General features: G+C 36.1%; 23 protein-coding genes and 2 riboswitches. Of the genes, 15 read left to right on the top strand and 8 right to left on the bottom strand.

All coding sequences use genetic code 11. The features are described from left to right. Positions 1 to 133: 133 nt before the first annotated feature. Positions 134 to 679: a cysteine hydrolase family protein gene (locus ABH959_RS18845; protein WP_016093464.1), complete on the bottom strand. Its 546-nt coding sequence runs from the start codon at positions 677 to 679 to the stop codon at positions 134 to 136. 241 nt (positions 680 to 920) lie between these two features. Further along, positions 921 to 1025: riboswitch (SAM riboswitch) on the top strand. A gap of 124 nt (positions 1026 to 1149) precedes the next feature. Here ABH959_RS18845 and ABH959_RS18840 point away from each other — a divergent pair. From ABH959_RS18840 to ABH959_RS18830, 3 genes are read left to right on the top strand one after another with little or no spacing between them, the layout of a single operon-like run. Then, positions 1150 to 2169, top strand: a complete 1020-nt coding sequence (locus ABH959_RS18840) for a methionine ABC transporter ATP-binding protein (RefSeq protein WP_002010037.1) — start codon at positions 1150 to 1152, stop codon at positions 2167 to 2169. After that, entirely contained in the window at positions 2159 to 2824 is a 666-nt protein-coding gene (locus tag ABH959_RS18835) for a methionine ABC transporter permease (protein ID WP_113938038.1), read from the top strand. Before ABH959_RS18840 ends, ABH959_RS18835 begins: the two co-directional genes overlap by 11 nt. A gap of 21 nt (positions 2825 to 2845) precedes the next feature. Beyond that, positions 2846 to 3700, top strand: coding sequence for a MetQ/NlpA family ABC transporter substrate-binding protein (locus ABH959_RS18830; RefSeq protein WP_113938037.1), 855 nt, complete (start codon positions 2846 to 2848; stop codon positions 3698 to 3700). A gap of 167 nt (positions 3701 to 3867) precedes the next feature. On the opposite strand, the gene ABH959_RS18825 is transcribed toward ABH959_RS18830, so the two are convergent. The 4 genes from ABH959_RS18825 to ABH959_RS18810 all read right to left on the bottom strand — a co-directional run bounded on the left by ABH959_RS18825 (position 3868) and on the right by ABH959_RS18810 (position 6338). Continuing rightward, the gene (locus ABH959_RS18825; RefSeq protein ID WP_080001730.1) at positions 3868 to 4350 is read right to left on the bottom strand and encodes an HXXEE domain-containing protein; all 483 of its coding nucleotides are present in this window, start codon (positions 4348 to 4350) and stop codon (positions 3868 to 3870) included. Positions 4351 to 4413: 63 nt separating this feature from the next. Continuing rightward, positions 4414 to 4605, bottom strand: a complete 192-nt coding sequence (locus tag ABH959_RS18820) for a DUF3926 domain-containing protein (protein ID WP_002091335.1) — start codon at positions 4603 to 4605, stop codon at positions 4414 to 4416. Continuing rightward, positions 4598 to 5779 carry an ArsA family ATPase gene (locus ABH959_RS18815; protein WP_181777954.1) on the bottom strand — a complete coding sequence of 394 codons (1182 nt, stop codon included), beginning with the start codon at positions 5777 to 5779 and terminating at the stop codon, positions 4598 to 4600. The genes ABH959_RS18820 and ABH959_RS18815 overlap by 8 nt, the downstream gene beginning before the upstream one ends. 76 nt (positions 5780 to 5855) lie before the next feature. Next, complete coding sequence (locus ABH959_RS18810; RefSeq protein WP_000942491.1) at positions 5856 to 6338, bottom strand: MarR family winged helix-turn-helix transcriptional regulator; 483 nt, start codon at positions 6336 to 6338, stop codon at positions 5856 to 5858. Between the two features lie 230 nt (positions 6339 to 6568). Between ABH959_RS18810 and ABH959_RS18805 the strand changes: the two genes are divergently transcribed. The 10 genes from ABH959_RS18805 to ABH959_RS18760 all read left to right on the top strand — a co-directional run bounded on the left by ABH959_RS18805 (position 6569) and on the right by ABH959_RS18760 (position 17516). Next, positions 6569 to 6805, top strand: a complete 237-nt coding sequence (locus ABH959_RS18805) for a YiaA/YiaB family inner membrane protein (RefSeq protein WP_404493053.1) — start codon at positions 6569 to 6571, stop codon at positions 6803 to 6805. Between the two features lie 141 nt (positions 6806 to 6946). Beyond that, positions 6947 to 7237, top strand: a complete 291-nt coding sequence (gene gatC / locus ABH959_RS18800; protein WP_000086999.1) for an Asp-tRNA(Asn)/Glu-tRNA(Gln) amidotransferase subunit GatC — start codon at positions 6947 to 6949, stop codon at positions 7235 to 7237. A 14-nt stretch (positions 7238 to 7251) separates the two neighbouring features. Further along, complete coding sequence (gatA, locus tag ABH959_RS18795) at positions 7252 to 8709, top strand: Asp-tRNA(Asn)/Glu-tRNA(Gln) amidotransferase subunit GatA (RefSeq protein WP_002010048.1); 1458 nt, start codon at positions 7252 to 7254, stop codon at positions 8707 to 8709. 14 nt (positions 8710 to 8723) lie between these two features. Then, entirely contained in the window at positions 8724 to 10151 is a 1428-nt protein-coding gene (gene gatB / locus ABH959_RS18790; protein WP_219300458.1) for an Asp-tRNA(Asn)/Glu-tRNA(Gln) amidotransferase subunit GatB, read from the top strand. Between the two features lie 509 nt (positions 10152 to 10660). Beyond that, a complete protein-coding gene (locus ABH959_RS18785) occupies positions 10661 to 11566 on the top strand; it encodes a diacylglycerol kinase (protein ID WP_002010051.1) in 906 nt (301 codons plus the stop codon). 194 nt (positions 11567 to 11760) lie between these two features. Then, positions 11761 to 12507: an HAD family hydrolase gene (locus ABH959_RS18780; protein ID WP_113938032.1), complete on the top strand. Its 747-nt coding sequence runs from the start codon at positions 11761 to 11763 to the stop codon at positions 12505 to 12507. Between the two features lie 155 nt (positions 12508 to 12662). Further along, a complete protein-coding gene (gabT, locus tag ABH959_RS18775; RefSeq protein ID WP_016103209.1) occupies positions 12663 to 14027 on the top strand; it encodes a 4-aminobutyrate--2-oxoglutarate transaminase in 1365 nt (454 codons plus the stop codon). 306 nt (positions 14028 to 14333) lie between these two features. After that, positions 14334 to 15701 carry a sigma-54 interaction domain-containing protein gene (locus ABH959_RS18770; protein WP_113938031.1) on the top strand — a complete coding sequence of 456 codons (1368 nt, stop codon included), beginning with the start codon at positions 14334 to 14336 and terminating at the stop codon, positions 15699 to 15701. After that, positions 15694 to 17145 carry an NADP-dependent succinate-semialdehyde dehydrogenase gene (gene gabD, locus ABH959_RS18765; protein ID WP_404493052.1) on the top strand — a complete coding sequence of 484 codons (1452 nt, stop codon included), beginning with the start codon at positions 15694 to 15696 and terminating at the stop codon, positions 17143 to 17145. Before ABH959_RS18770 ends, gabD begins: the two co-directional genes overlap by 8 nt. 47 nt (positions 17146 to 17192) lie before the next feature. Then, entirely contained in the window at positions 17193 to 17516 is a 324-nt protein-coding gene (locus ABH959_RS18760) for a DMT family transporter (protein ID WP_002029495.1), read from the top strand. 40 nt (positions 17517 to 17556) lie between these two features. Here the strand turns inward: ABH959_RS18760 and ABH959_RS18755 are convergent, their stop codons facing one another. Beyond that, a complete protein-coding gene (locus ABH959_RS18755) occupies positions 17557 to 18786 on the bottom strand; it encodes an aminopeptidase (RefSeq protein WP_404493051.1) in 1230 nt (409 codons plus the stop codon). 116 nt (positions 18787 to 18902) lie between these two features. Further along, entirely contained in the window at positions 18903 to 19979 is a 1077-nt protein-coding gene (locus ABH959_RS18750; RefSeq protein ID WP_061676133.1) for a polysaccharide deacetylase family protein, read from the bottom strand. Between the two features lie 505 nt (positions 19980 to 20484). Here ABH959_RS18750 and ABH959_RS18745 point away from each other — a divergent pair. Further along, positions 20485 to 21192 carry a hypothetical protein gene (locus tag ABH959_RS18745; RefSeq protein WP_404493050.1) on the top strand — a complete coding sequence of 236 codons (708 nt, stop codon included), beginning with the start codon at positions 20485 to 20487 and terminating at the stop codon, positions 21190 to 21192. 45 nt (positions 21193 to 21237) lie between these two features. On the opposite strand, the gene ABH959_RS18740 is transcribed toward ABH959_RS18745, so the two are convergent. Then, positions 21238 to 22434: a NupC/NupG family nucleoside CNT transporter gene (locus tag ABH959_RS18740; protein ID WP_137057375.1), complete on the bottom strand. Its 1197-nt coding sequence runs from the start codon at positions 22432 to 22434 to the stop codon at positions 21238 to 21240. A 197-nt stretch (positions 22435 to 22631) separates the two neighbouring features. Further along, positions 22632 to 22733, bottom strand: a riboswitch (purine riboswitch). Between the two features lie 121 nt (positions 22734 to 22854). On the opposite strand from ABH959_RS18740, the gene rlmD reads away from it, so the two are divergent. Then, positions 22855 to 24231, top strand: a complete 1377-nt coding sequence (rlmD, locus tag ABH959_RS18735; protein WP_044444283.1) for a 23S rRNA (uracil(1939)-C(5))-methyltransferase RlmD — start codon at positions 22855 to 22857, stop codon at positions 24229 to 24231. Positions 24232 to 24402: the final 171 nt, after the last annotated feature.

The following is a 24402-nucleotide window of genomic DNA, read 5'->3' as shown; positions in this document are numbered from 1 at the left end:
GAAAAATTGACTTATTAGTCATATTTTTTAGTATTCATTTTGAGGATTTCCTGTATAATACAATTTGAAAGAAAATCTATGGTTAGACAAGAGAACACTCCTTTCGGCTTTGCTAACTGAAAGGAGTGTTTTTTTAGGGCGCTAAAAACTCTTCTGTACTCATTATATTTGCGTATACTCCATTTAAACTCGCCAAAATTGTATTATGAATATAAACAGCTGGTATAGTAGCATTCTTAAATGAAAGATCTTTTGTAGCACAAGCATCGTGTATTACGGTACAGTGAAGGCCAAAATCAAAAGCAGCTCTTACTGTAGCATCAATACACATATGGGTCATCATCCCGCATATTACGACGTGCTCAATTCCTGAACGTTGTAATTGTTCTAGAAGATCAGTTTCTCGGAAGCTATTTGGATAATGTTTAAGGATAACGGTTTCCTCTCTAAGTGGACGGACATTTTCGTGAATATGGACACCTTCTGTATTGGGTAGGAAAAAAGTAGCGCTATCTTTTATAGCTACATGTTGGATATGAAAAATAGGTTCGTTTCTTATTCTAAAATGTTGTAGTAGCTGACTAGCATATTCACTTGCTTCTACTGGATTACGTAATTCCATCATTCCACTTGGAAAATAATCATTTTGAATGTCGACGAGCAAAAGAGCTGTTTTCATATATCTATCTTCCTCCGATTTCATATTCAAATAATGTTATTCAATGAGTAGAGAAGATGCTCCTTTTTAAAAGTATGAGTGAGAAGGATTTTACATAACTTTAAAAATCACTATTGTATTGTTACTTCTTATTTAAAAATTTAAATAGAGAAATAATTAATGTTTTTCTGAAAATTGTATTGACTCTCATTATTCTGAGTTCTATAATAAGACTTAATTAAACGACAATTAAATCGATACACTCTTATCCAGAGAGGTGGAGGGACTGGCCCTACGATACCTCAGCAACGGGTTTTTTAATACCGTGCTAACTCCAGCAAGCCTATAAAGGCTTGGAAGATGAGAAGATGTGAACGAGTACATATAAGTGCTCTCCTTCTTATCTTTTACAAGTGATAAGAAGGAGAGCACTTTTTATTTTACCTCGAAAGCTCTACTTCAAGTTTTTACAGCATATAGGAGGGAAGAAAATGATTTCTTTTAATAATGTAAGTAAAGTATATGAATCAGGTGGACAATCTGTTCATGCGGTTGAGGATGTAACGCTGTCAGTTGAAAAGGGCGAAATTTTTGGCATTATCGGATTTAGTGGTGCTGGAAAGAGTACGTTATTACGCTTAGTAAATATGTTAGAAAGACCAACTGCAGGAACAATTTCAATAGATGATAAAGATATTACATCATTATCGGCGAAAGAATTACGGACACTAAGACAAAGAATTGGAATGATTTTTCAAAGTTTCAATCTATTTAATTCAAGAACGGTGTTTGGGAACATTGCTTATCCATTAAGGTTAGCGAAATTGCCGAAGAATGAGATAAAAGAAAGAGTGAATGAACTACTAAAATTTGTTGGTTTAGAAGATAAAGCGAACTATTATCCAGAACAGTTATCAGGTGGGCAAAAGCAGCGTGTTGGGATTGCAAGAGCACTTGCGACATCACCCGATATTCTCATATGTGATGAGGCAACATCAGCTTTAGATCCGGAAACAACAACAGAAATTTTAAATTTATTAAAGAAAGTAAATAGAGAGTACAATTTAACGATTCTACTTATTACACATGAAATGCACGTTGTGAAAGAAATTTGCCATCGTGTAGCTGTTATGGAAAAAGGAAAAGTAATTGAAGAAGGAAAACTGTTTGATGTTTTCACACAACCAAAAACAAAGACAACTCAAAATTTTGTACGCTCTGTTATTAATGATCACTTACCAGAAAGTGTTCTAGCGAAAATTCAAAACGGAGGTCAGATTTATCGCCTGACTTTTACTGGGGAAGAGACAGGGCAGCCTGTACTATCATATATTGCGAAAAACTATAACGTCGATGTAAATGTTCTTTATGGAAATATTATTGAACTCCAAAATGTGCTATTTGGAAATCTTCTTGTAGAACTACAAGGTGAACAGAAAGAAATTCAAAAAGCATTACAACATCTAAGACTGCAAGTGCAGCTGAAGGAGGTAGAAGCACATGCGAGTTGATTGGAGTATATTTTGGCCTCGCATATTAGATGCGACGGGGGATACCCTCTTAATGGTAATTGTAACCCTTATATTCGCTACAATTCTTGGTATACCTCTAGGTTTACTGTTGTATGTAACGAGGAAAGGAAACTTTTTAGAAAATAAATGGGTCTTTTCTATTCTTAATATCATAATTAATACAATTCGTCCGGTTCCATTCATTATCTTTTTAGTAGCTTTAAGCCCACTAACAAGAAGTGTTATCGGAACGACGATTGGAACGGCAGCAGCAATCTTTCCAATGACGCTAGTTGCATCAATTGGTATTGCTAGAATGGTTGAAACAAATCTTGTTTCTGTTCCGAAAGGGGTAATTGAAGCAGCGCAAGCAATGGGTGCTTCACCAATTAGAATTGTTTTTGAAATCCTCGTGCCAGAAGCGTTAGCACCATTAATCTTAGGTGTAACGTTTATGACAGTTGGTTTAATTGAATTTTCTGCAGTTGCTGGACTTGTCGGTGGTGGAGGTCTTGGCGACTTAGCAATGACATATGGTTATCTACGTTTTGATACGTCAGTTATGTTCGTAACGGTCGTTTTACTTATTATTCTTGTACAGGTAGCTCAAAATTTAGGGAACTACTTTGCGAAAGTCTTTTTACGCAGATCATAAAAAGGAAGAGGGGAAAAGAAAATGAAGAAAATTTTAGCATTTGCATTATCAGCGATCGTAGGAATTACAGCGTTAAGCGGCTGCTCAGGTGGAGACACAGGTGCAGGCGCGAAAGAGAAAGTAGTTCGCGTAGGTGTAACTGGAACAGATGGAGACGCTTGGGAAATTTTAAAGAAAAAAGCTGAAAAAGAAGGGATTAAAGTTAAACTGGTTGAGTTCTCGGATTACACAACGCCCAACAAAGCGTTAGCTGATGGAGATATTGAACTAAACTCATTCCAGCACATTGCTTTCTTAGAGCAATTTAAAAAGGAGCATAAGTTAGATATTACAGCTGTTGGTACAACGCAAATTGCGCCGATGGGCTTATACTCTGAAAAATATAAGAAAGCAAATGAAATTCCAGATGGTTCGGAAATTGCTATTCCGAATGATCCAACGAACCAAGCGCGTGCATTAAAACTTCTTGATGCAGCTGGATTATTAAAGCTTAAGAAAGATTTCGGTCTATTTGGAGATCCAAGCGGCATTGCTGAAAATCCGAAGAAGCTAAAGATTACACCGGTTATCGCACAGCAAACACCTCGTGTATTAAAAGATGTAGCAGCTTCAGTTATTAATAACGGTGTTGCTGGTCAAGCTGGATTAGATCCAGCGAAGGATCCTATTTTCTTAGAAGATCCAAAGAATGAAAATGCAAAGGCCTATATTAATATTTTCGCAGCTCGTACGAAAGACAAAGATGATCCAACGCTGAAAAAAGTAATTGAATTGTATCATTCAAAAGAAGTAACAGATGCAATTAAGAAAGAAACGAATGATGGTTCAATTTCAGTAGATCTTTCACTTGATGAGCTTGCAAAAATCGCAAAATAATATTGAGTTTAACGGACTAGCAGTAGGAACCCCTCCGCTGTTAGCTCGTTCAACATATAATCTACTTAACAAACAAAACCCTAATTCTGTACCTTCTAATTTTGTATAACATAGAATCCAATGTTTGTTAAGTAGAGTGATGGACCAGGAGTTTTCCTGGTCTTTTTTTAATTAAAGCAGCTGGCTAATAATAAGGAAATCCAAATTATGATTGGGTAAGAGATTAAACTAAAAATGAGTGTACTTGCTAATTTCTTTTTAGGGATTAATAGTTTCTTTGATGAAAATAAGAAAAGAGAAAATAGGATAATGATAGATGCTGAGATTACTCCTGGATTATAAGAACGATAAATGAAATACAAGATAATATGCTGAACGGCGTTAAAGAAGATACAGCCCTGTATAAAAATGATCAAATAAATAGAAGATATGATGCTTAATTGATATAGAATGACTATGAGTAAGACGAAGGTTGTTAATATGGAAATTGCAATGAAAAATTGTTTGTTAGTTATAAAATGGATCGAAAATCGATTAGCGATATATTGTGGCATTTGGAAAGCTTCTTCAAGGTTATGAAAAAAGAATAGAAGGGGGATTAGCCAGATTATATTAGTGGTGAAATGTCTTGTTGAAGATGTGTTTATCAACTTATATCAGCTCCAATAAAGGGATAGAAAGCCTATAAGAAAAGGCTTTCTACAAGGGTATAGTTATTCAATTATGATGCTTTTTAAATTACTCTCAGGTTGCGGTTGTTCTTCAGCATAAGAGGAGAGCTCCTCTTGCAAAATATTTAGTGCGTGCTTAGCTGATTGCTGAATCGGATTCGGTAGCTCTTCTAATATACGCATACCGATTTTTATTTTTGTACGAATTACCTTTCTTAGTAATTCATCATGCATGTACTACACCTCCAAACCGAATGTTTAGTACATCATCTTCAAACTTAGCTCCTTGAATAGAAAGGTGTGTTAATGTTTTTGGTAAGGTGATATTTCGCTTCATAGAGCCGGCTCGAATAATAAGTTCATCACCTTTTTGATTTAATGAAAGTTCACTTTTGTTTGAGAAGGGAATAGACAGAACGAAAATATACTCATCGCCATCTTTTTTTACATATTGTGTGCGGCCATTAAATTTCACTTCAGTAGGAGAAGGGTCTGATTTGAATAAAGCATTTCCTACACGCTCTAACATAGGTAAACCAACAACTTCTTGTTCAAACATGGGAGCTTCGTAAATAGGAAGTGGCTGAAAACTATCTTTAATTAACGCCTTATATTTCTTTTGTGTATCTTTCCATGCCTGAAAGTAAGGGTCGGTAACAGTGTTAGGGATGACGCGGTTAATCATAATGGCATCTACGTTATAATCGTATAAGTTTAAATACGTAAAGCTGCGCTGAGCTTCTTTAATGACCATTTTTTCAGGATTTACAACAACGCGAATACTCGTTACTTCTCGGTTTGATAAAATATCTCTCATTTCTCCAAGCTGTTCAAGTGTATTTGTTAATTCATCCATAATATCATCGGTTGGAAGGGGGACACCAAGAAGTGGTTGAGCTACAGGACGAACAACTTTTAAAATCTTCCTTTTAATAGGAAAGAGTTTTTCCATCCACCAGCCGAGCATGTCTGGAAAGCTAAGCATTGCTAAAGTTTCTCCAGTCGGTGCGCAATCAATAATGATGACGTCGTAAGTGTTGTGTTTATAATAATCGAGTACTCGAAGTAAGCTAATTAAATCTTCCATACCAGGAAACATTGTTAATTCTTCTGTTGTAATATCATCGGCTGCTTTGGAAGTGAAGAGTAGTGTAATATATTTCTGCAATTTCCCCCAGCCTTTTTCCATTTCATAAATAGTGTTAATTTCTTGTGCCCACAAGTTTTCACGAATTTCTTGTGGCTCAGAAGATAGTTTTATGCCAAATGAATCCCCTAAACTATGAGCAGGATCTGTGCTCATTACTAAGGTTTTTAATCCTTGTTTTGCACTTTGGATTGCTGTTGCTGCTGAAATGCTAGTTTTTCCTACGCCGCCTTTACCTGTATACAGAATAATTCTCATCATTAATATCCCCTTTGTTTCGAATGTCGAATATTACGAGTGTCGAAATATTTAATTGAATAAAAACCCAACTAGGGTCTTATTCAATCGGAATGTTTTTCATTTTAGGTGTAGAAACCTTTTCTTCTGTTTTTTGCTGTGACGTAGCAATGTGATTCATGATCTTTTGGAATATTTGTAGTAAGAATGCTTTTTCTTCTTCTGACAATGCGTCTGTCACTAGGCTAAAGTAATGGGCCGCATTTTGTTTTACTTCTTGAACGAGCATTACGCCGTTTTCTGTTAAACGAATTAATACAATACGTCGATCGCTTTCATTCCGGTAGCGTTCAATATATCCCTTTTTTACAAGGCGATTTACAACGCCCGTTGTTGTACTCATCGGTATATCAAGAAGATCGGCGATTTTTGTCATTGTAATATCTGTATTTCGCTCCATCCAAAGTAAACAAAATACTTCTGTTTTAGAAAGTGTTAAATCAAGGCTTACCCATTCTTCAGGATAGAAAAGTTTCTTGGCGTTATCTAGCAGTAAGTCTAAAAAATGTTCATATTGCAACAATTATTTCCACTCCTGTATATTTCGAGGTTCGTAATATTTGTTTTTATTTTATGTGGAATTGAAATAAATGTCAATGTTTTTAACTGTTTTTTCAGATTAGAAAGAAAAATACCTTCAAAATAGAAATTTTTTGTGATAGATTAATAAATAGAAAAGTGATTTTACATAAAAACCCATTGTGATAAATATATTTATCTATAATAGGTGTACAGCTAACGAGGGGGAGAACGATGAGAAGACGAAATACGCAAGCGTTCACGTTTTTAGCATGGACTTCATTTGTTTGTGCGCTTTCAGGGATGCTAATTGGGATTTATACGTTAGATGAAACGCTTAGTGTAAAAGGGTACTATTTACTTGGGACATTATTTTTAACGATGTCTTGTTTTGTATTACAAAAAACAATTCGTGATAACGAGGAAGATAATGAAAGATTTCCGAAAAATAAATCGTTAGATAAAGAGTAAATTGTAAAGAAAGGCATTTGCCTTTCTTTTTTTATGTAAAAATACCGTAAGTGCCATGTGTTGACTTGCTTGAAGTACTGAAAATTTGGTATCATCAATAGTATTGTAGATTGAACGATATATTATGGAGGTGGCCTAGCCGTGTCAAGAATTTCCGTTGAGAATGTAAAGCACGTAGCACATTTAGCACGTCTTGCAATTACTGATCAAGAAGCAGAAAAATTTCAAAAACAACTAGATGCAATTGTTACATTTGCAGAACAGTTAAATGAATTAGATACAACTGATGTAAAACCAACAACTCATGTATTAACTATGAAAAATGTTATGCGTGAAGATGTGCCAGAAAAAGGTTTACCAGTAGAAGAAGTATTAAAAAATGCACCGGATCACAAAGATAATCAAATCCGTGTTCCAGCAGTATTAGAATAGAGGAGGGAATTTCGATGTCATTATTTGATCATTCTGTATCAGAGTTACATAAGAAGTTAAACAACAAAGAAATTTCCGTTACGGATTTAGTAGAAGAATCTTACAAACGTATTTCGGATGTTGAAGATAACGTAAAAGCTTTTCTTACATTAGATGAAGAAAATGCACGCGCGAAAGCGAAAGAATTAGATGCAAAGATTGGTGCTGAGGATAATGGTTTATTATTCGGTATGCCAATTGGTGTAAAAGATAACATTGTAACTAACGGTCTTCGTACAACTTGTGCGAGCAAAATATTAGCAAACTTCGATCCAATTTACGATGCGACAGTTGTACAAAAGCTAAAAGCTGCTGACACAGTTACAATTGGTAAATTAAATATGGACGAGTTCGCAATGGGTTCTTCAAATGAAAACTCAGGCTTCTACGCTACAAAAAATCCATGGAACTTAGATTACGTTCCAGGCGGATCTAGTGGTGGTTCTGCAGCAGCAGTAGCAGCAGGAGAAGTATTATTCTCTCTAGGTTCTGATACGGGTGGTTCTATCCGTCAGCCAGCTGCATATTGCGGCGTTGTAGGTTTAAAACCAACTTACGGACGCGTATCTCGTTACGGATTAGTAGCATTCGCATCTTCACTTGACCAAATCGGACCGATTACACGTACAGTAGAAGACAATGCATACTTATTACAAGCTATTTCAGGTATTGACCGTATGGATGCAACTTCTGCAAACGTTGAAGTAGGAAACTACTTAGCTGGTTTAACAGGCGATGTTAAAGGTTTACGTATTGCTGTACCGAAAGAATACTTAGGCGAAGGTGTTGGCGAAGAAGCTCGTGAGTCAGTGCTAGCTGCTTTAAAAGTGTTAGAAGGTATGGGCGCAACTTGGGAGGAAGTATCTCTTCCACACTCTAAATACGCTCTAGCAACGTATTACTTATTATCTTCTTCTGAAGCATCTGCGAACCTTTCACGCTTTGATGGCGTACGTTACGGTGTTCGTTCTGATAATGTAAATAACTTATTAGATCTTTACAAAAACACACGTAGCGAAGGTTTCGGTGATGAAGTAAAACGTCGTATTATGCTTGGTACATTTGCTCTTAGCTCTGGTTACTATGATGCATATTACAAAAAAGCACAACAAGTACGTACATTAATTAAAAATGACTTTGAAAATGTATTTGCTAACTACGATGTTATTATTGGACCAACAACGCCAACTCCAGCATTTAAAGTAGGCGAAAAAGTGGACGATCCAATGACAATGTATGCAAATGACATTTTAACAATTCCAGTAAACTTAGCGGGTGTTCCAGCGATTTCTGTTCCATGTGGATTCGGTGCTAACAACATGCCACTTGGTCTACAAATCATTGGTAAACACTTCGATGAAACGACGATTTACCGCGTTGCACATGCGTTTGAGCAAGCAACAGACTATCATACAAAAAAAGCAAGTCTGTAAGGAGGCGAGCATAGATGAATTTAGAAACAATTATTGGGTTAGAGGTTCACGTTGAGTTAAAAACAAATTCGAAAATTTTCTCTGCGAGTCCAACAGAATTCGGAGCGGAGCCAAATACACAAACAAGTGTAATTGACTTAGGATACCCAGGGGTACTTCCTACTTTAAATAAGGAAGCAGTTAACTTTGCAATGAAAGCTGCAATGGCATTAAACTGTGAAATCGCAACGGAAACGAAGTTTGACCGTAAAAACTATTTCTACCCAGATAATCCGAAAGCTTACCAAATCTCTCAATTTGATAAGCCAATTGGTGAAAATGGTTGGATTGAAATCGAAGTAGACGGTAAAAAGAAGCGTATCGGTATTACACGTCTTCATTTAGAAGAAGATGCTGGTAAATCAACGCATGCAGCTGACTGTTCATTAGTAGACTACAACCGTCAAGGTATGCCTTTAATCGAGATCGTATCTGAGCCAGATATGCGTACTCCAGAAGAAGCATATGCGTACTTAGAGAAGTTAAAATCAATCATTCAATATACAGGTGTATCTGATTGTAAGATGGAAGAAGGTTCTCTTCGTTGTGATGCGAATATTTCACTTCGTCCAGTTGGACAAGAGAAGTTCGGTACAAAAGCAGAACTGAAAAACTTAAACTCTTTCACTTACGTGCAAAAAGGTCTTGAGCATGAGCAAGTGCGCCAAGAAAAAGAATTATTATCTGGTGGTATCATTCAACAAGAAACACGTCGTTATGATGAAGCAACGAAGAAAACAATCTTAATGCGTATAAAAGAAGGATCTGACGATTACCGTTACTTCCCAGAGCCAGACTTAGTTGAACTTTACATCGACGATGAGTGGAAAGAAGAAATTCGTGCTTCTATTCCAGAACTTCCAGATGCACGTAAAGCTCGCTATGTTGAAGAAGTTGGCTTACCAGCTTATGATGCGCATGTATTGACATTAACGAAAGAGATGTCTGATTTCTTTGAAGCAACAGTTGCAGACGGTGCTGATGCGAAATTAACATCAAACTGGTTAATGGGTGAAGTACTTGCATACTTAAACAAACAACAAAAAGAATTAAAAGACGTTGCATTAACGCCTGCTGGTTTATCTAAAATGGTTCAATTAATTGAAAAAGGTACAATTTCTTCTAAAATCGCGAAGAAAGTATTTAATGAATTAATTGAAAAAGGTGGAGACCCAGAAGAAATCGTTAAAGCGAAAGGTCTGGTTCAAATTTCTGACGAAGGAACACTTCGTAAGGTTGTAACAGAAATTCTTGATAATAATGAGCAATCTATTGAAGACTTTAAAAACGGTAAAGACCGTGCAATTGGCTTCTTAGTTGGTCAAATTATGAAAGCTACAAAAGGACAAGCAAATCCACCGCTTGTTAATAAAATCTTACTTGAAGAGATTAATAAGCGCTAAAAAAAGAGAAGAATTCTTATTTTTGAACGCTAAAATAGTATAGACTCTTAAAGATTAAACAGAAAAAACACCCGTATTTGGGTGTTTTTTCTGAGTTAATCAAACGTTTGTTTAAATGGTGAAAAATAATTTAAACAAACGTTTGATTAACTGTCAAAAGTGAAAAAATGTTTGTATAGCAACTATGGTATGATAGTTGCAAAAAGGTGGGAATAATGATAAATCTAGACATAGAGGTTTTTTTCATCTCATGAAATAATAGATAATTATTATTCGTTATATGTAAATTGTTGTGAGGAAATAGATGGACATAAATTTTTTTGTCAAATAAAACAAAACCATTGAAAATGAATAGTTACTTTTGATGGGCTACACGAATCGGGTTCTTACTGCCTGTTTGAGCGGAATTAAAGAAGGATAGGAAGATGAGAGGAGGTAAGCATAGGGATACTGAATAAGGGTTCGGTGTATTCGTTTTTCAATGAATAAGGAATTTCCTGTGCTAATAAATGATGAAGCGAGCAAGAATTATTTATAATCCTACTTCTGGGCGCGAGCTATTTAAGAAGAGCTTACCAGAAGTATTACAAAAATTAGAACAAGCTGGATATGAAGCGTCTTGTCATGCGACAACTGGTCCTGGAGATGCGACTGTGGCAGCGAGGCAAGCTGCGGATCGTAAGTTTGATGTTGTTATCGCAGCTGGTGGTGATGGTACGTTAAATGAAGTAGTGAACGGTTTAGTAGGACATGAGCATCGTCCAAAGTTTGGAATTATTCCAGTTGGAACGACAAATGATTTTGCGCGTGCGATCGGTGTACCTCGTGTTATTGAAGAGGCTGCGGATATTATTTGTGAAGGAACAACGGTACCGTTAGATCTTGGTAGAGCAAATGATACATATTTCATTAATATCGCTGGTGGCGGCCGTATTACAGAATTAACATATGAAGTACCAAGCAAGCTAAAAACGGTATTAGGCCAACTTGCTTACTATTTAAAAGGAATCGAAATGTTACCATCATTACATCCAACATATGTTGAAATTGAGTATGATGGGAAGTTGCTACAAGAAGAAATTACGATGTTTTTAATTACGAATACTCGTTCAGTTGGTGGATTCGAAAAAGTAGCACCATATGCATCTATTAACGATGGATTATTTGATTTATTAGTACTGAAAAAAGGTTCTATCGCTGATTTAATTAAAGCAGCAACACAAGCGCAGCGTGGGGAACATATTAACAATCCGAAAGTACTATATACACAAGCGAATCGTATTAAAGTGCATTCACCTGATAAATTAATGATCAACTTAGATGGTGAATATGGCGGAGATGCACCAATGGAATTTGAAAATATATATCATTGTCTGGAACTATTTGTTCCTGAACATCAAGAGGATGCCCTGTAAAGGCATCTTTTTTTTGCTTTCACCTCACTATTTGCGAGCAATAAGATTCCCCCACTGATTAAAGTTTCTCTATGTGCAGATGAATTGTAAATTGTAAGTTAGTTTGATTTTTATGGTATTTTTACAATTCGTTTATTTTATATCCATATTTTATTGATACACTGGAAGAGATAAGAAATGAGAGGTAGGATGCTATGGAGAAGGTAAAAGCAATATTATTTGATAAAGACGGGACATTAATGGATTTTCATTCAATTTGGATAAAAGTAGCTGAAGAGCTTGTTGCAGAATGTATAAATTTATATCAATTACCAGAATCAATGCAGCAGGCTTTATTAAAAGAGATTGGCGTAGATGGAGCATTTGTTCATCCGCGTAGTGCGCTCGCTGCTGGAACGAGTCTTGATGTGGCCAAGGGGCTTTGTAAGTATATTGCATCATCTAGAGAAGAAGAGATGCATCAATGGGTGAGTGAAAAGTTGTTTGCTCTTATGTACGAGCATCGTTCACATATGAGAATGACGGCAGATTTACCGAAAGTTTTACAAGCGTTAAAGGATAGAGGGTTTATTCTAGGTGTCGTTACAGCTGATGATTTCGCGCCGACAGAATTATTTTTAAAGCAATATCAATTGGAAGCTTTTTTTGATTGTGTTATAGCTTCAGATACATTTCCAGCACAGAAGCCAGATAAAAAAATTGTAGAATCGTTTTGTGAGAGATTTAATTTAGAGACATGTGAAGTAGCAGTCGTCGGGGATACACCGACGGATTTATATTTAGCGAAAAATGGTGGCAACTGTTATGCGATTGGCGTACTATCTGGTACGGGTGATCGTCAAACGCTAGAACCACTTGCAGATTTAGTATTACAATCTGTTGAAGATTTAATTTCTCATTCAGGTGAGTTTATTTGGGAACAAGGAAAGTCTAATGTATAAATGAATAAGTCTATAAGGACTCTATATGAGTCTTTATAGACTTATTTTTTTATGCCGAGATAGTAAGAGAATGGGATGAATACTAGAAAGAGGAAGTTGGCATACATCTTGCAATATAAAGAGAAAACATTGTATAGAAAAGGATGGGGTACACAATGAACACAAAAAAATTTGCTAAAGTAAATGAACAAATTCCTGGACCGAAAGCAGCGTCTTTATTAGAACGCCGCCAAAATATAGTACCAAAAGGAGTAAGTAACGGCATCCCAACGTTTGTACAATCTGCAAATGGTGCACTCGTAACAGATGTGGATGGAAATCAGTACATTGATTTCGCAGGAGCAATTGGGACAATTAATGTAGGACACTGTCATCCAGCTGTTAAAGAAGCGCTTCATAAACAAGTAGATCAATATATTCATACTGGATTTAATGTGATGATGTATGAGCCATATATTGAATTAGCGGAAAAGCTTGCCGCAGTAGCACCAGGTAATTTCGATAAACAAGTGCTGTTTTTAAATAGTGGGGCAGAAGCGGTTGAAAATGCAGTGAAGATTGCTCGTAAATATACGAAGAGACCTGGAATTATCGCATTTTCTAAAGGATTTCATGGGCGTACATTAATGACAATGACGATGACAAGTAAAGTAAAACCATATAAATTTGGATTTGGCCCATTTGCTCCAGAAGTATATAAAGCGCCATTCCCATATGAATACCGTCGCCCAGAAGGGTTAACAGAAGAGCAGTATGATGACTTTATCATTGAAGAGTTTAAGAACTTCTTCATATCAGAAGTAGCACCAGAAACAATTGCAGCAGTTGTAATGGAACCTGTTCAAGGGGAAGGCGGATTTATCGTTCCAAGTAAGAAATTCGTTCAAGAAGTACGCAGCATTTGTTCAGAGCACGGTATTTTATTTGTAGCTGATGAAATTCAAACAGGCTTTAGTCGTACTGGAAAATACTTTGCAATTGATCATTATGATGTCGTTCCAGACTTAATTACGGTATCTAAATCATTAGGTGCTGGTGTACCGATAAGTGGCGTGATTGGGCGTAAAGAAATTATGAATGAGTCTGCACCGGGAGAACTGGGCGGAACGTATGCAGGAAGCCCACTAGGATGTGCGGCTGCATTAGCTGTGCTTGATGTAATAGAAAAAGAGAAATTAAATGATAGAGCGATAGAAGTAGGGAAAGTTGTAATGAACCGATTCCAAGAGATGAAAAACAAATACAATTGCATCGGTGATGTGCGCGGCTTAGGGGCAATGTGTGCATTCGAGCTCGTTCAAGATCGCAAGACGAAAGCGCCTGATAAAACATTAGCGTCTAATTTATGTGCAGAGGCAAATAAGCATGGATTACTTCTACTATCAGCAGGAACATATGGGAATGTTATTCGTGTTTTAATGCCATTAGTGATTACAGATGAGCAACTTGAGGAAGGTTTAACAATAATTGAAGAATCATTGCAAGCTTGTTATGAGCAAGCAAATATCGCTCGTGTATAAAGAATTGGGATAACTTAAAAAAGGGCATAAAGCTTTTCTTTTTAGGCGAAAGAGAGCATCTGGCCATGCATAGAATCGGTCAGCCCCTTTTCCTGCCCCATGCCAAGCTAAAACAAAGTGAGGGTGTGGTTGCGATGGCATTCTGTATTTTTCAAGGCAGCGAATTATGTGTTGAAAAATATAAATAGATTTGTATAAATAACAAATTGAAAACATTCTAGCTTACTCTATGTTAAATGCAGAAAATTCACTTTATAATAAAGGTAGTGAAGTGAATCGATGGATTTGAAGTAAGGGGTGGCTAGGATGGTTGCAGAAAAGGAACGAGTGTTGATGGATTTACAAGATGTATTTGAATATGCATTTGACGAAATTTTTGTTACGGATGATAAAGGAATCGTTGTACGTGTAAATAGCATGTGTGAAAGACATTACCAGCTCTCTGCTAAGGAATTAGTAGGAAAGCATGTAAAAGAACTACAAAAAGAAGGGATTTTTTATCCATCTGCAACGTTAGAAGTAATTGAAAAGAAAAGGCCAGTTGAACTTGTTCAAACAACGAAATCAGGAGAGTATTTGCATGTTCGTACAAGGCCTGTTTTTGATGATGAGGGAAATTTAAGAAGAGTGATTAGTTATTCTCGTGATCTTACAGAACTCTATCAATTACGTCAAAAGGTAGAGGAAATGGATAATCAGTTAAAAACATATAAAAAAGAATTAAGAGAAACATATGAACACGAAGGACTTATTTTTAAAAGTATCGCTATGCAAAAAATAATCGAAACAATAAAAAAAGTATCAGTAGTAGATAGTACTGTTCTCGTATTAGGTGAGACTGGAGTGGGGAAAAGCCGATTAGTACGCCATTTGCATGAAGTGAGTCACCGGAAGAATGAAAGTTTCTATGAAATTAATTGTGCGGCATTGCCGACGAATTTAATCGAATCTGAGCTTTTTGGATATTCAGGTGGGTCTTTTACAGGTGCAAATCGTGAAGGGAAAAAGGGGCTATTAGAATCAGCGCATAAAGGAACTCTTTTCTTAGATGAAATTGGTGAAATGCCGCTTGAAATTCAAGCGAAGCTTTTGCAAGTATTGCAAGAAAAAACGTTTCGTCCTATAGGCGGAAGAGAATTAAAAAAGGTGGACGTTAGAATTGTAGCGGCAACAAATAGAGATTTAAGTACGATGGTGAAACAAGGAACATTCCGGAAAGATTTATACTATCGTCTGAATGTCATTCCAATTTCAATTCCGCCACTTCGGGAGAGAACAGAAGACATTTTGCCGCTCATCTATCATTATTTACAGCATTTTAATAAAAAGTACGGACGTGATGTGAAGTTAGCACCTAGTACGTTACAAATGTTTGTAGGGTACCCTTGGGAAGGAAATAATAGAGAGATTGAAAATGTAATTGAACGAATTGTTATCACTGTTGATGATTTTGTAACGGTAGAAGATTTGCCACTATCTATGCAAGAGGCAACAGTTGAACAATCTGGACAAAGTCTTTATAGAATGCTGGAAGAGGTAGAGAGAAATATTATTCTTAAAGCGTATAAAACGTATGGATCAAGTTATAAAGTGGCTGAGTTTTTGCAAATAAGTCAATCTGCTGCTACTAGGAAAATTAAGAAGTTTATAGAGGAGGAAGAAAACATTGGATAAAAAAGCGACGTTCGTAAACTTAGAGAAAAAGGCGATGTATATAAATGGTGAGTGGATTACACTGCAAGAACAAATCGAAGTGAATAATCCAGCGACAAAGGAAGTATTTGCAACTGTACCAAAGGGCGGGATTACAGAGGCAAAGCAAGCAGTTGATGCTGCACATGAAGCTTTTAAATCATGGTCAAAATTAACGGCAGCGGATCGTGCAGTAAAGTTAAAAAAGTGGTTCACGCTCATTGATGAAAATAAAGAAGAAATTGCAGCAATCATGACGAGAGAGCAAGGGAAGCCGTTTGCAGAAGCACTTGGTGAAGTGAATTATGCAAATAGTTTTGTTGAATGGTACGCAGAAGAAGGAAAGAGAATATACGGTGAAATGATTCCTGCTTCTCATCCGAATAAGCGTATTTTAGTTATGAAGCAACCAGTTGGGGTTATGGCAGCTATTACGCCTTGGAATTTCCCGGCTGCTATGATTACGAGAAAGGTAGCTCCAGCACTTGCAGCAGGCTGTACGGCAGTTGTGAAACCAGCGAGTCAAACGCCATTAACTGCATTGAAGTTAGTTGAATTAGCACATGAAGCAGACATTCCAAAAGGTGTAATAAATATTGTAACAGGTAGTGCAAAAGCAATTGCCGATACGTGGATGGAAGATGAGCGCGTTCGAAAAGTTTCTTTTACAGGATCAACTGAAATTGGGAAAGAATTAATGGCTAGCGCTGCGCAAACGATGAAAAAGGTTTCGCTTGAATTAGGTGGTCACGCTCCATTTATTGTTATGAATGATGCTGATTTAGATAAGGCGGTAGAAGCGGTAATTGGTTCGAAATTCCGTAATGCAGGACAAACGTGTATATGTACAAACCGCGTCTTTGTTCAAGAAGAAGTGTACGAAGAATTTGCAGTGAAGTTCACAAAAGCTGTAGAGCAGCTTAAAGTTGGAGATGGATTCTGCGAAGGAACAACTGTAGGGCCACTTATTGATGCGAATGCAGTTTCGAAAGTACAAGAACATATTGAAGATGCAATTCAAAAGGGCGGAGAAGTTTTATACGGTGGCCATAAATTTGCAGAGTTAGATGGTTATTTCATTCAGCCAACAGTAATTGGATTGGCAAATGACACGATGCTTTGTATGAATGAAGAAACATTTGGACCGGTTGCACCAGTTGCGAAATTTAAAACAGTTGAAGAAGTAATCGAACGAGCAAATAATACACCATATGGCTTGGCTGCTTATATTTTCACAAAAGATATTAGCCAAGCATTCCAAATTAGTGAAGCGTTAGAGTACGGAATTATCGGCTTAAACGATGGCCTTCCATCAGTTGCACAAGCACCATTTGGGGGCTTTAAAGAAAGTGGTATCGGCCGTGAAGGAGGCCATTTTGGTATCGAGGAATATTTAGAAATTAAATATATTTCGTTAGGACTATAAGTAGTATACTAGAATCTCTATAAGGTAACAGAGAAGGAGATTCTAGTATGGTATATTGGCTATTATTACTTGTAACAATTATTTTTGAAGTAGCTGGAACGATTGCGATGAAGTTATCGAACGGTTTAACAAAGCTTGTTCCAAGTGTACTTATTTTCGTATTCTATGGAATTTGTTTCAGCGTGTTTGCTATCGTTGTTAAAAAGATTAATTTAAGCATTGCTTATGCAATTTGGTCTGGTGTGGGAACGCTACTTATTACAATCATTAGTGTGTACTTTTTTAAAGAGCATATTAATTTATTCCAAGCATTTTGTATTCTCTTTATTGTTTTAGGAGTAATTGGACTGAAAGTGTCATCGGCATCATAAAAGGCTATCTTCCGGCGTGGAAGATAGCCTTTTATTTTTATTAAAACGCCCAGTTACCTTTACGGAAGATCGGCTCATGTCTTCCATCAGCTGTAATGCCGTCGATATCAAGCTCAGCTGATCCAATCATGAAGTCTTCGTGTGTAATACTAGCGTTTGCGCCATTTTCAGCAAGTTCTTCTTTAGACATTATTTTTCCGCCAACTAGGTTAAATGCATAAGCATTTCCGATTGCAAGGTGGCAAGATGCATTTTCATCAAATAGCGTATTGTAGAATAAAATATTTGTGTTTGAAATTGGTGAATCATGAGGTACTAAAGCTACTTCGCCTAAGAAGTGAGAACCTTCATCTGTTTCTACTAAATGTTTTAAAGCCTCTTCACCAGATTCAGCTTTATAGTCTACGATACGTCCGTTTTCAAATGTTAACGTGAAGTTATCAATAATGTTACCTGCAAATGCTAACGGTTTTGTGCTAGATACTTGGCCGTTCACACCTGTTTTAAGAGGCATTGTAAATACTTCTTCAGTTGGAATGTTAGCCATAAATGGTACGTTCTTTTCATTTAAGCTACCAGCACCAGCCCATACATGCTTCTCTGGAAGTTCGATTGTTAAGTCTGTTCCAGGGCCTGTATAGTGAAGAGCTTTATAATGTTTTTCGTTTAAGTAATCTACTTTTGTATGTAGTGTTTCATCATGTTCTTTCCATGCTTCCACAGGATTTTCTAAATCAGCACGAGTAGCTTTGAAGATAGCATCCCATAGCTTTGTTTCTTGTTCTTCTGGCGCTACGTCAGGGAATACTTTTGCAGCCCATTCTTTCGTAGGAACAGAAATTACGCACCAGCTTACTTTATCTGCTTGTACATAATCACGGTATACTTTCATCGCTTCTCCAGCTACTTTATGAGCTGTTGCAATTTTCTTTGGTTCTACACCTTTTAATAGATCAGGATTCTCTGCATAGATGGACATAAATGCAGCGCCTTCTTTTGCTAATTCTTCACGAGCATTTGCTTTCCAAGAAGGGAATTCAGAGAAAGCTTCTTCAGGAGCTAGATCGAACTTTAAGCGTGTTAACGTCTCATCATTCCAATCAACATATACGTGTTTTGCACCAGATTTATATGCTTTTTCTGTAACGAGGCGTACAAACTGTACAGCCTCAAGAGGTGCACTGATTGATAAAGTTTGTCCGGGTTGAATATTAACACCAACATTGACTGCAAGGGCAGCATATTTCTCTAACGTTTGTTCAAATGACATATGTATAATCTCCTTTAGTTTGAAAGATTTCTTACTATATATAATACAAGAAAATTCTAAAAATATATATAAATATAACGTAAAAAGAGAGCTCAAAATGTATTGAGCTCTAATAGTTATTTAATCGAAGAAGCAAATTGTTCTACAGTCGTTGTATGGTGTATGCGAACACGCTTCATTTTTAACAACTCATCAGGTTCACCTTTCGTAATGAATTGTCCAGGCTTCGTTGTTGTTGCAAATTGATAGTGTTTCTTTGTTTCTGCGACAACTTTATCATCTACATGACCGAATGGATAAGCAATTGCGATAACAGGCTTACCTGTTATTTTCTCTAGCTTTTCTTTTGATCCTTTTAACTCTTCATCATAGTTTGTAATTTTCGGCAAGTCTGCGTGTGTTGCTGTGTGAGATTGTACAGAAAAAATACCTGAATCAACCATTTCTTTTATTTCAGATGTAGAAAGAGCTCCTTCTACATCAACGTTAGCAACAATCATATATTCTGTTGCCGCTGGTTTAAATGTATCGTCTTTTAGTTTTTGTAAAACATGAAATGCATTCATATTATTTTTCATACCGTCATCAAATGTAACGAAAATCGGCTTGTTTACTTTATTTATATCGCCCCAGCGTTCAAACGTTAACAAAGTATAACCATTTTCTTTTAAATACTTCATTTGTGCTTCAAAGTTAGCAGGCGATACGAATAAATCTTTAATACCTTGTCCATGATAATCATCAATTGCGTGGTACATAAGAACAGGAACTTTTTGCTCGAAAGTAATAGTAGATTTCGTAAGTGGAATAGTTTTTCCGCCCTCTGTTGTTCCTGTAGCTTCAATTTGATATTCACCGCGTTTTCCTTCAAATTCTTTTATATCAAAGGGAAGTGTAAATTGTTGATCTTTCTCTTTAGAAGAAAAAGATTTAGCACTTTCCTTTCCATCAGCAGTACGCCAAATTTTATATTGTACTTCGGTTAAAGAATCTTTTATGTCTGTAATATGAATATTTGCGTTTGTAGATTCGTGCGTAATTGGATTATAAGAAATTTTACCTTGTTCCCGCACCGTCTCTTCTTGTTTCTTAACCTCTTGAACCTTTTTTTCTTTTTTAGGCTCTACATTGCTAGTATTACATCCTGCTAGAATGGCAGACGTACATAAAGCAATCGCTGCGTATTTTCTCATAAAATCACCTTCTATTGTGTATTATGTTGCATACTTACATTAAAATCCCCACCGCTATAAGAGAGGTGGGGATATACCCTTGTTTATCATATCATTTTTAGGTGAATGGTAGGTTAGTGACTTTGAATAGAGGTATTCTTGCGTTTCTTATTTGATTTGATAATGATATAACCTACTACAAAAATAAGAGGGATAATGAATACATAGATTGGCATTCCCCATACATAATAGCTTTTCATGCTTAAAACTAGTAAGTGTAAGAAGTCGAAAAGGGCGTGAGCTTTCATAATATCCTCCAATATATTTTTTACAAATTATAACATTGTTCATTTGTAATTTGTATATTTTGGTAAAAAATTTAAGTTAATTTTAAAGTAAGAGAAAGGTTTATTAATATGCAATTTTGCATATTTAGAGTAGTTTCTATTAAAATATCAGGATCTTGGACTATAATAAGAACCGCTATAAATGTAAGTAAGAATGATGTACGGAGTGGAGAACAGAAATGAAATATAAAAAACTAGTATATATCCTTTTCATATCGCTATTCATAGTCTGTTGTCAAAGTAAAGTGAGTAAAGCGAATAGTGTGGAGGAGTATATTCCATCACGCCTTATGAATGCGGAAGTTACGGCGGATATTATGACGCTAGAATTTCCTTATGGGATAAAAGAGAAATTGGAGAAAATCGGAAATAAGATGAGCGCTAGCATTACAAATAATTTAGATTGGTATTTGAAGTATGCAGAAGAAGAAATTATCCCGAAAAAAACTTTTCCTTATCATCAAAACTTGGGTATTACAAAAGAAGAATATGATTTTATGATAGATGAAATGAATAATGCAGAATATATAAATACAAAAGACGGAAAACTCTTTTTTAAAAAGAAAGACCATGAAATTCAAATTCTCTCTGATGAGAATTTGAAACTAATTAAAAATATTCGAATTGATACAGAGAAGAATACAATTAAAACTCCTTTTGGAGAGTGTGAATATGAAGGTGAAATAAAGGCATCGGATGAACAAAAAGCTACTGGGCCATGGAGTGGGAAGATGTGGACCTTAAAAAGCGATGGATTACTTTATCATTTTTCATTAGGAAAGTTAAAAAACATAAACAAATCTATCATTTATATTTCAATAAAAGGTATATATAAAGATAGGATTATCAATACAGAAGAAGCGATCGAATTTCACTCGGTTTCATAAAGAATCAAAAAATCACCTTACTTAAACAAGTAAGGTGATTTTTTATTAAATAAACAATCCAGCGATTGTTGCAGATAAAATAGAAGCAAGTGTTGATGCAAATAGCATTTTCCAACCGAATTTTGATACGATGCTTCCTTGCTTTTCAGAAAGGGCACGGATTGTACCAACGATTGCACCAATTTGGCTAATACTTGCAAAGCTAATTAAGAATACAGTAACGATTCCAACTGTACGTGGATCTAATGTTGCAGCAGCGCCTTTTAAATCAAGGATTGCTACAAACTCGTTTAATACAATCTTCGTACCCATAATACCACCAGCTGGGATAATATCATGAGTTGGGATACCCATTAAGAATGCGAATGGAGCAAGTATATAACCGAAGATTTGTTGTAAAGTAACAGCATATCCCATTGCACCTGAAGCAGCGCTAATTACGTAGTTTACAACTTCCATAACACCGATAAAGGCGATCATTAATGCGGCAACGATACCAGCTACTTTTAAACCATCAAGTGCACCGTTAATCATTGCGCCGATAAAGCTGTCTCCGAATAGAGTTCTATCAAATTTTTGAATCACTTCATCTTCCTTTTTCGTATCAACTGGTGTTAATAACGAACAAACGATTAAGCTTGAGAATAAGTTTAGTGGAAGAGCTGCTAGCACATATTTCGCATCTAACATCATTACGTATGATGCTGTAACAGAAGCAGAAACTGAGCTCATCGCAGAACAACAAATGATAAACATACGGTTTTTATTAAAATGTTGTAAATCATTTTTAATAACGATTAACGCTTCACTTGAACCAAAGAATACAGAATTTACTGCGTGGAATGATTCAACGCGTGGTAAACCAGTAATTTTTGAAAGTGCACCGCCGACAATACGAACGATGAATGGTAAAACACCTAAATAACTAAAGATAGAAAGTAGTGCTGAGAAAAATACGATAATTAGTAATACGTTTAAGAAAAAGACAAAATCTCTTTGAATTCCATTAAAGAGAAAATCGACACCTGTCGTACCAAGTTTAATTAGTTTGTTGAAAACTTTACTAATGAAGATGATAATTTGCTGTCCGATCTTTGTGCCAAACATAAACCAACCGATTAAAATTTGGAAACTAATCATAATAGCAATTGCACGGAAGTTGATTTTACTTCTATTGTTTGACAAAGCAAAGCATAAACCTAAAACGACAAGAATACCGATAATGCTCATTACATATTGCATGTAGTTGCCCCTTTCAGAAGTTCGTATAAAGTTTTTACATAAAACGCTCGTTATATTACTAAAAATAAAGTAATGGAAGTTTCATGTCATACGTAAGATGTCTGACCTTTTCGAAAAATAAAAAAAAGACTCCTATGGATTCACTTTCATCTATGAGAGAAAGCTAATCAATAGGAGTCTTTTTTATACATAGGCTAATATTCATTAGTTTTCCCCATAGTCCAGCAATTTAAGGTTGCCGGGTAGAAACTCTCGATCCATATTATCGACTATATATGAGGTAACATCGTCCGTATTAAATTAGTAGTAGCGTAACATTACTAGAGAACTATCGTCAATAGCTTTTTTTCTTCCAATAGAAATAGACCATATAAGTATGATAAAATGTAACGCAGTGTTATGAAAAAGAGAGGTCGGAAAATGAGTATAAAAATGACGCCACCAGTTGAAAAAAACGAGTTTATAGATGTAGTGTTTGAAGATTTAACACATGATGGTGCCGGTGTTGCGAAAGTGAAGGGATATCCTATTTTCGTAAAAAACGGATTACCAGGTGAGGAAGCGCAAATTAAAATTATTAAAGTGAAGAAAAACTTCGCGTTTGGTCGTTTAATGAAGCTTCATCAAGAAAGTCCATATCGTAAAGATGCAGAATGCCCCGTGTACAACGAGTGCGGAGGTTGTCAACTTCAGCACTTAACATATGAAGGACAATTAAAAGCGAAAGAAAAACAAGTACGTGACGTTATGCAGCGCATCGGTGGATTAAGTGATGTTCCTGTTCATCCTGTACTTGGCATGAAAAACCCGTGGGTATACCGCAATAAAGCACAAGTGCCAATTGGAGAACGTGAAGGTGGACTTGTAGCTGGTTTCTATCGTCAAGGAACGCATGACATCATTAATATGGAATCATGCTTAATTCAGGCGGAAGAAAACGATACATTAATTCAAGAAGTAAAACGTATTTGTGAAAAGCACGGTATTTCGGCTTACAATGAAGAACGTAACAAAGGAACACTTCGCCACGTAATGGCTCGCTACGGACAAGTAACAGGGGAAATTATGCTTGTCTTCATTACACGTACAGCTGAACTGCCAAATAAAGAAGCAATCATTGAAGAAATCGCAGCGAAATTCCCAGAAGTAAAATCAATCGTTCAAAACGTAAACACGAAACGTACAAACGTTATTTTCGGAGACAAAACGACAGTACTGTACGGATCAGAATATATTTATGACTTTATCGGTGACATTAAATTTGCGATTTCAGCACGTTCATTCTATCAAGTAAACCCAGAACAAACGAAAGTGCTATACGATAAAACGTTAGAATACGCAAAATTAAATGGTGACGAAACAGTAATCGATGCCTATTGCGGAATCGGATCAATCTCCTTATTCCTAGCGCAAAAAGCGAAAAAAGTGTACGGTGTTGAAATTGTTCCAGAAGCAATCGAAGACGCAAACCGAAACGCAGCACTAAACAACATGACAAACGCTGAATTTGGCGTAGGAGAAGCAGAAGTAGTCATTCCAAAATGGTACAAAGAAGGCGTAATCGCCGACACAATGGTCGTAGATCCACCGCGTAAAGGCTGTGACGAAGCATTACTAAACACAATCATCGATATGAAGCCAAAACGCGTCGTATACGTATCATGTAACCCAGCAACATTAGCACGCGACTTAAAAGTACTAGAAGAAGGCGGATATAAAACGCAGGAAGTACAGCCTGTTGATATGTTCCCGCATACGACTCATGTGGAGTGTGTGGCTTGGCTTAAGTTGGTATAATAAAAAAGCAGTTGATATAGAAAAATCTATACCATCTGCTTTTTGGTTTATAAAAATACCATTCAGCAACGATTTTAGTTAAAATGAATATTGCTGATTTTCACAAAATATAAATGTCCAAATGTACTTTTGCTATTTGGCTTTATATTTTTTATTGAGAGTTTGAAATTG

Source organism: Bacillus sp. RC51 (genome assembly GCF_044908115.1).
GTDB classification, from domain to species: domain Bacteria; phylum Bacillota; class Bacilli; order Bacillales; family Bacillaceae_G; genus Bacillus_A; species Bacillus_A mycoides.
The sequence above is the reverse complement of the archived record's forward strand: the minus strand, read 5'-3'. Positions and strand labels throughout refer to the sequence as shown.

Bases quoted from the DNA above. Each gene is read 5' to 3' on its own strand.
- ABH959_RS18845 (WP_016093464.1), bottom strand. From the start codon at position 679: ATGAAAACAGCTCTTTTGCTCGTCGACATTCAAAATGATTATTTTCCA.
- ABH959_RS18840 (WP_002010037.1), top strand. From the start codon at position 1,150: ATGATTTCTTTTAATAATGTAAGTAAAGTATATGAATCAGGTGGACAA.
- ABH959_RS18835 (WP_113938038.1), top strand. From the start codon at position 2,159: ATGCGAGTTGATTGGAGTATATTTTGGCCTCGCATATTAGATGCGACG.
- ABH959_RS18830 (WP_113938037.1), top strand. From the start codon at position 2,846: ATGAAGAAAATTTTAGCATTTGCATTATCAGCGATCGTAGGAATTACA.
- ABH959_RS18820 (WP_002091335.1), bottom strand. From the start codon at position 4,605: ATGCATGATGAATTACTAAGAAAGGTAATTCGTACAAAAATAAAAATC.
- ABH959_RS18815 (WP_181777954.1), bottom strand. From the start codon at position 5,779: ATGATGAGAATTATTCTGTATACAGGTAAAGGCGGCGTAGGAAAAACT.
- ABH959_RS18805 (WP_404493053.1), top strand. From the start codon at position 6,569: ATGAGAAGACGAAATACGCAAGCGTTCACGTTTTTAGCATGGACTTCA.
- gatA (WP_002010048.1), top strand. From the start codon at position 7,252: ATGTCATTATTTGATCATTCTGTATCAGAGTTACATAAGAAGTTAAAC.
- gatB (WP_219300458.1), top strand. From the start codon at position 8,724: ATGAATTTAGAAACAATTATTGGGTTAGAGGTTCACGTTGAGTTAAAA.
- ABH959_RS18785 (WP_002010051.1), top strand. From the start codon at position 10,661: ATGATGAAGCGAGCAAGAATTATTTATAATCCTACTTCTGGGCGCGAG.
- ABH959_RS18780 (WP_113938032.1), top strand. From the start codon at position 11,761: ATGGAGAAGGTAAAAGCAATATTATTTGATAAAGACGGGACATTAATG.
- gabT (WP_016103209.1), top strand. From the start codon at position 12,663: ATGAACACAAAAAAATTTGCTAAAGTAAATGAACAAATTCCTGGACCG.
- ABH959_RS18770 (WP_113938031.1), top strand. From the start codon at position 14,334: ATGGTTGCAGAAAAGGAACGAGTGTTGATGGATTTACAAGATGTATTT.
- ABH959_RS18760 (WP_002029495.1), top strand. From the start codon at position 17,193: ATGGTATATTGGCTATTATTACTTGTAACAATTATTTTTGAAGTAGCT.
- ABH959_RS18755 (WP_404493051.1), bottom strand. From the start codon at position 18,786: ATGTCATTTGAACAAACGTTAGAGAAATATGCTGCCCTTGCAGTCAAT.
- ABH959_RS18750 (WP_061676133.1), bottom strand. From the start codon at position 19,979: ATGAGAAAATACGCAGCGATTGCTTTATGTACGTCTGCCATTCTAGCA.
- ABH959_RS18745 (WP_404493050.1), top strand. From the start codon at position 20,485: ATGAAATATAAAAAACTAGTATATATCCTTTTCATATCGCTATTCATA.
- ABH959_RS18740 (WP_137057375.1), bottom strand. From the start codon at position 22,434: ATGCAATATGTAATGAGCATTATCGGTATTCTTGTCGTTTTAGGTTTA.
- rlmD (WP_044444283.1), top strand. From the start codon at position 22,855: ATGAGTATAAAAATGACGCCACCAGTTGAAAAAAACGAGTTTATAGAT.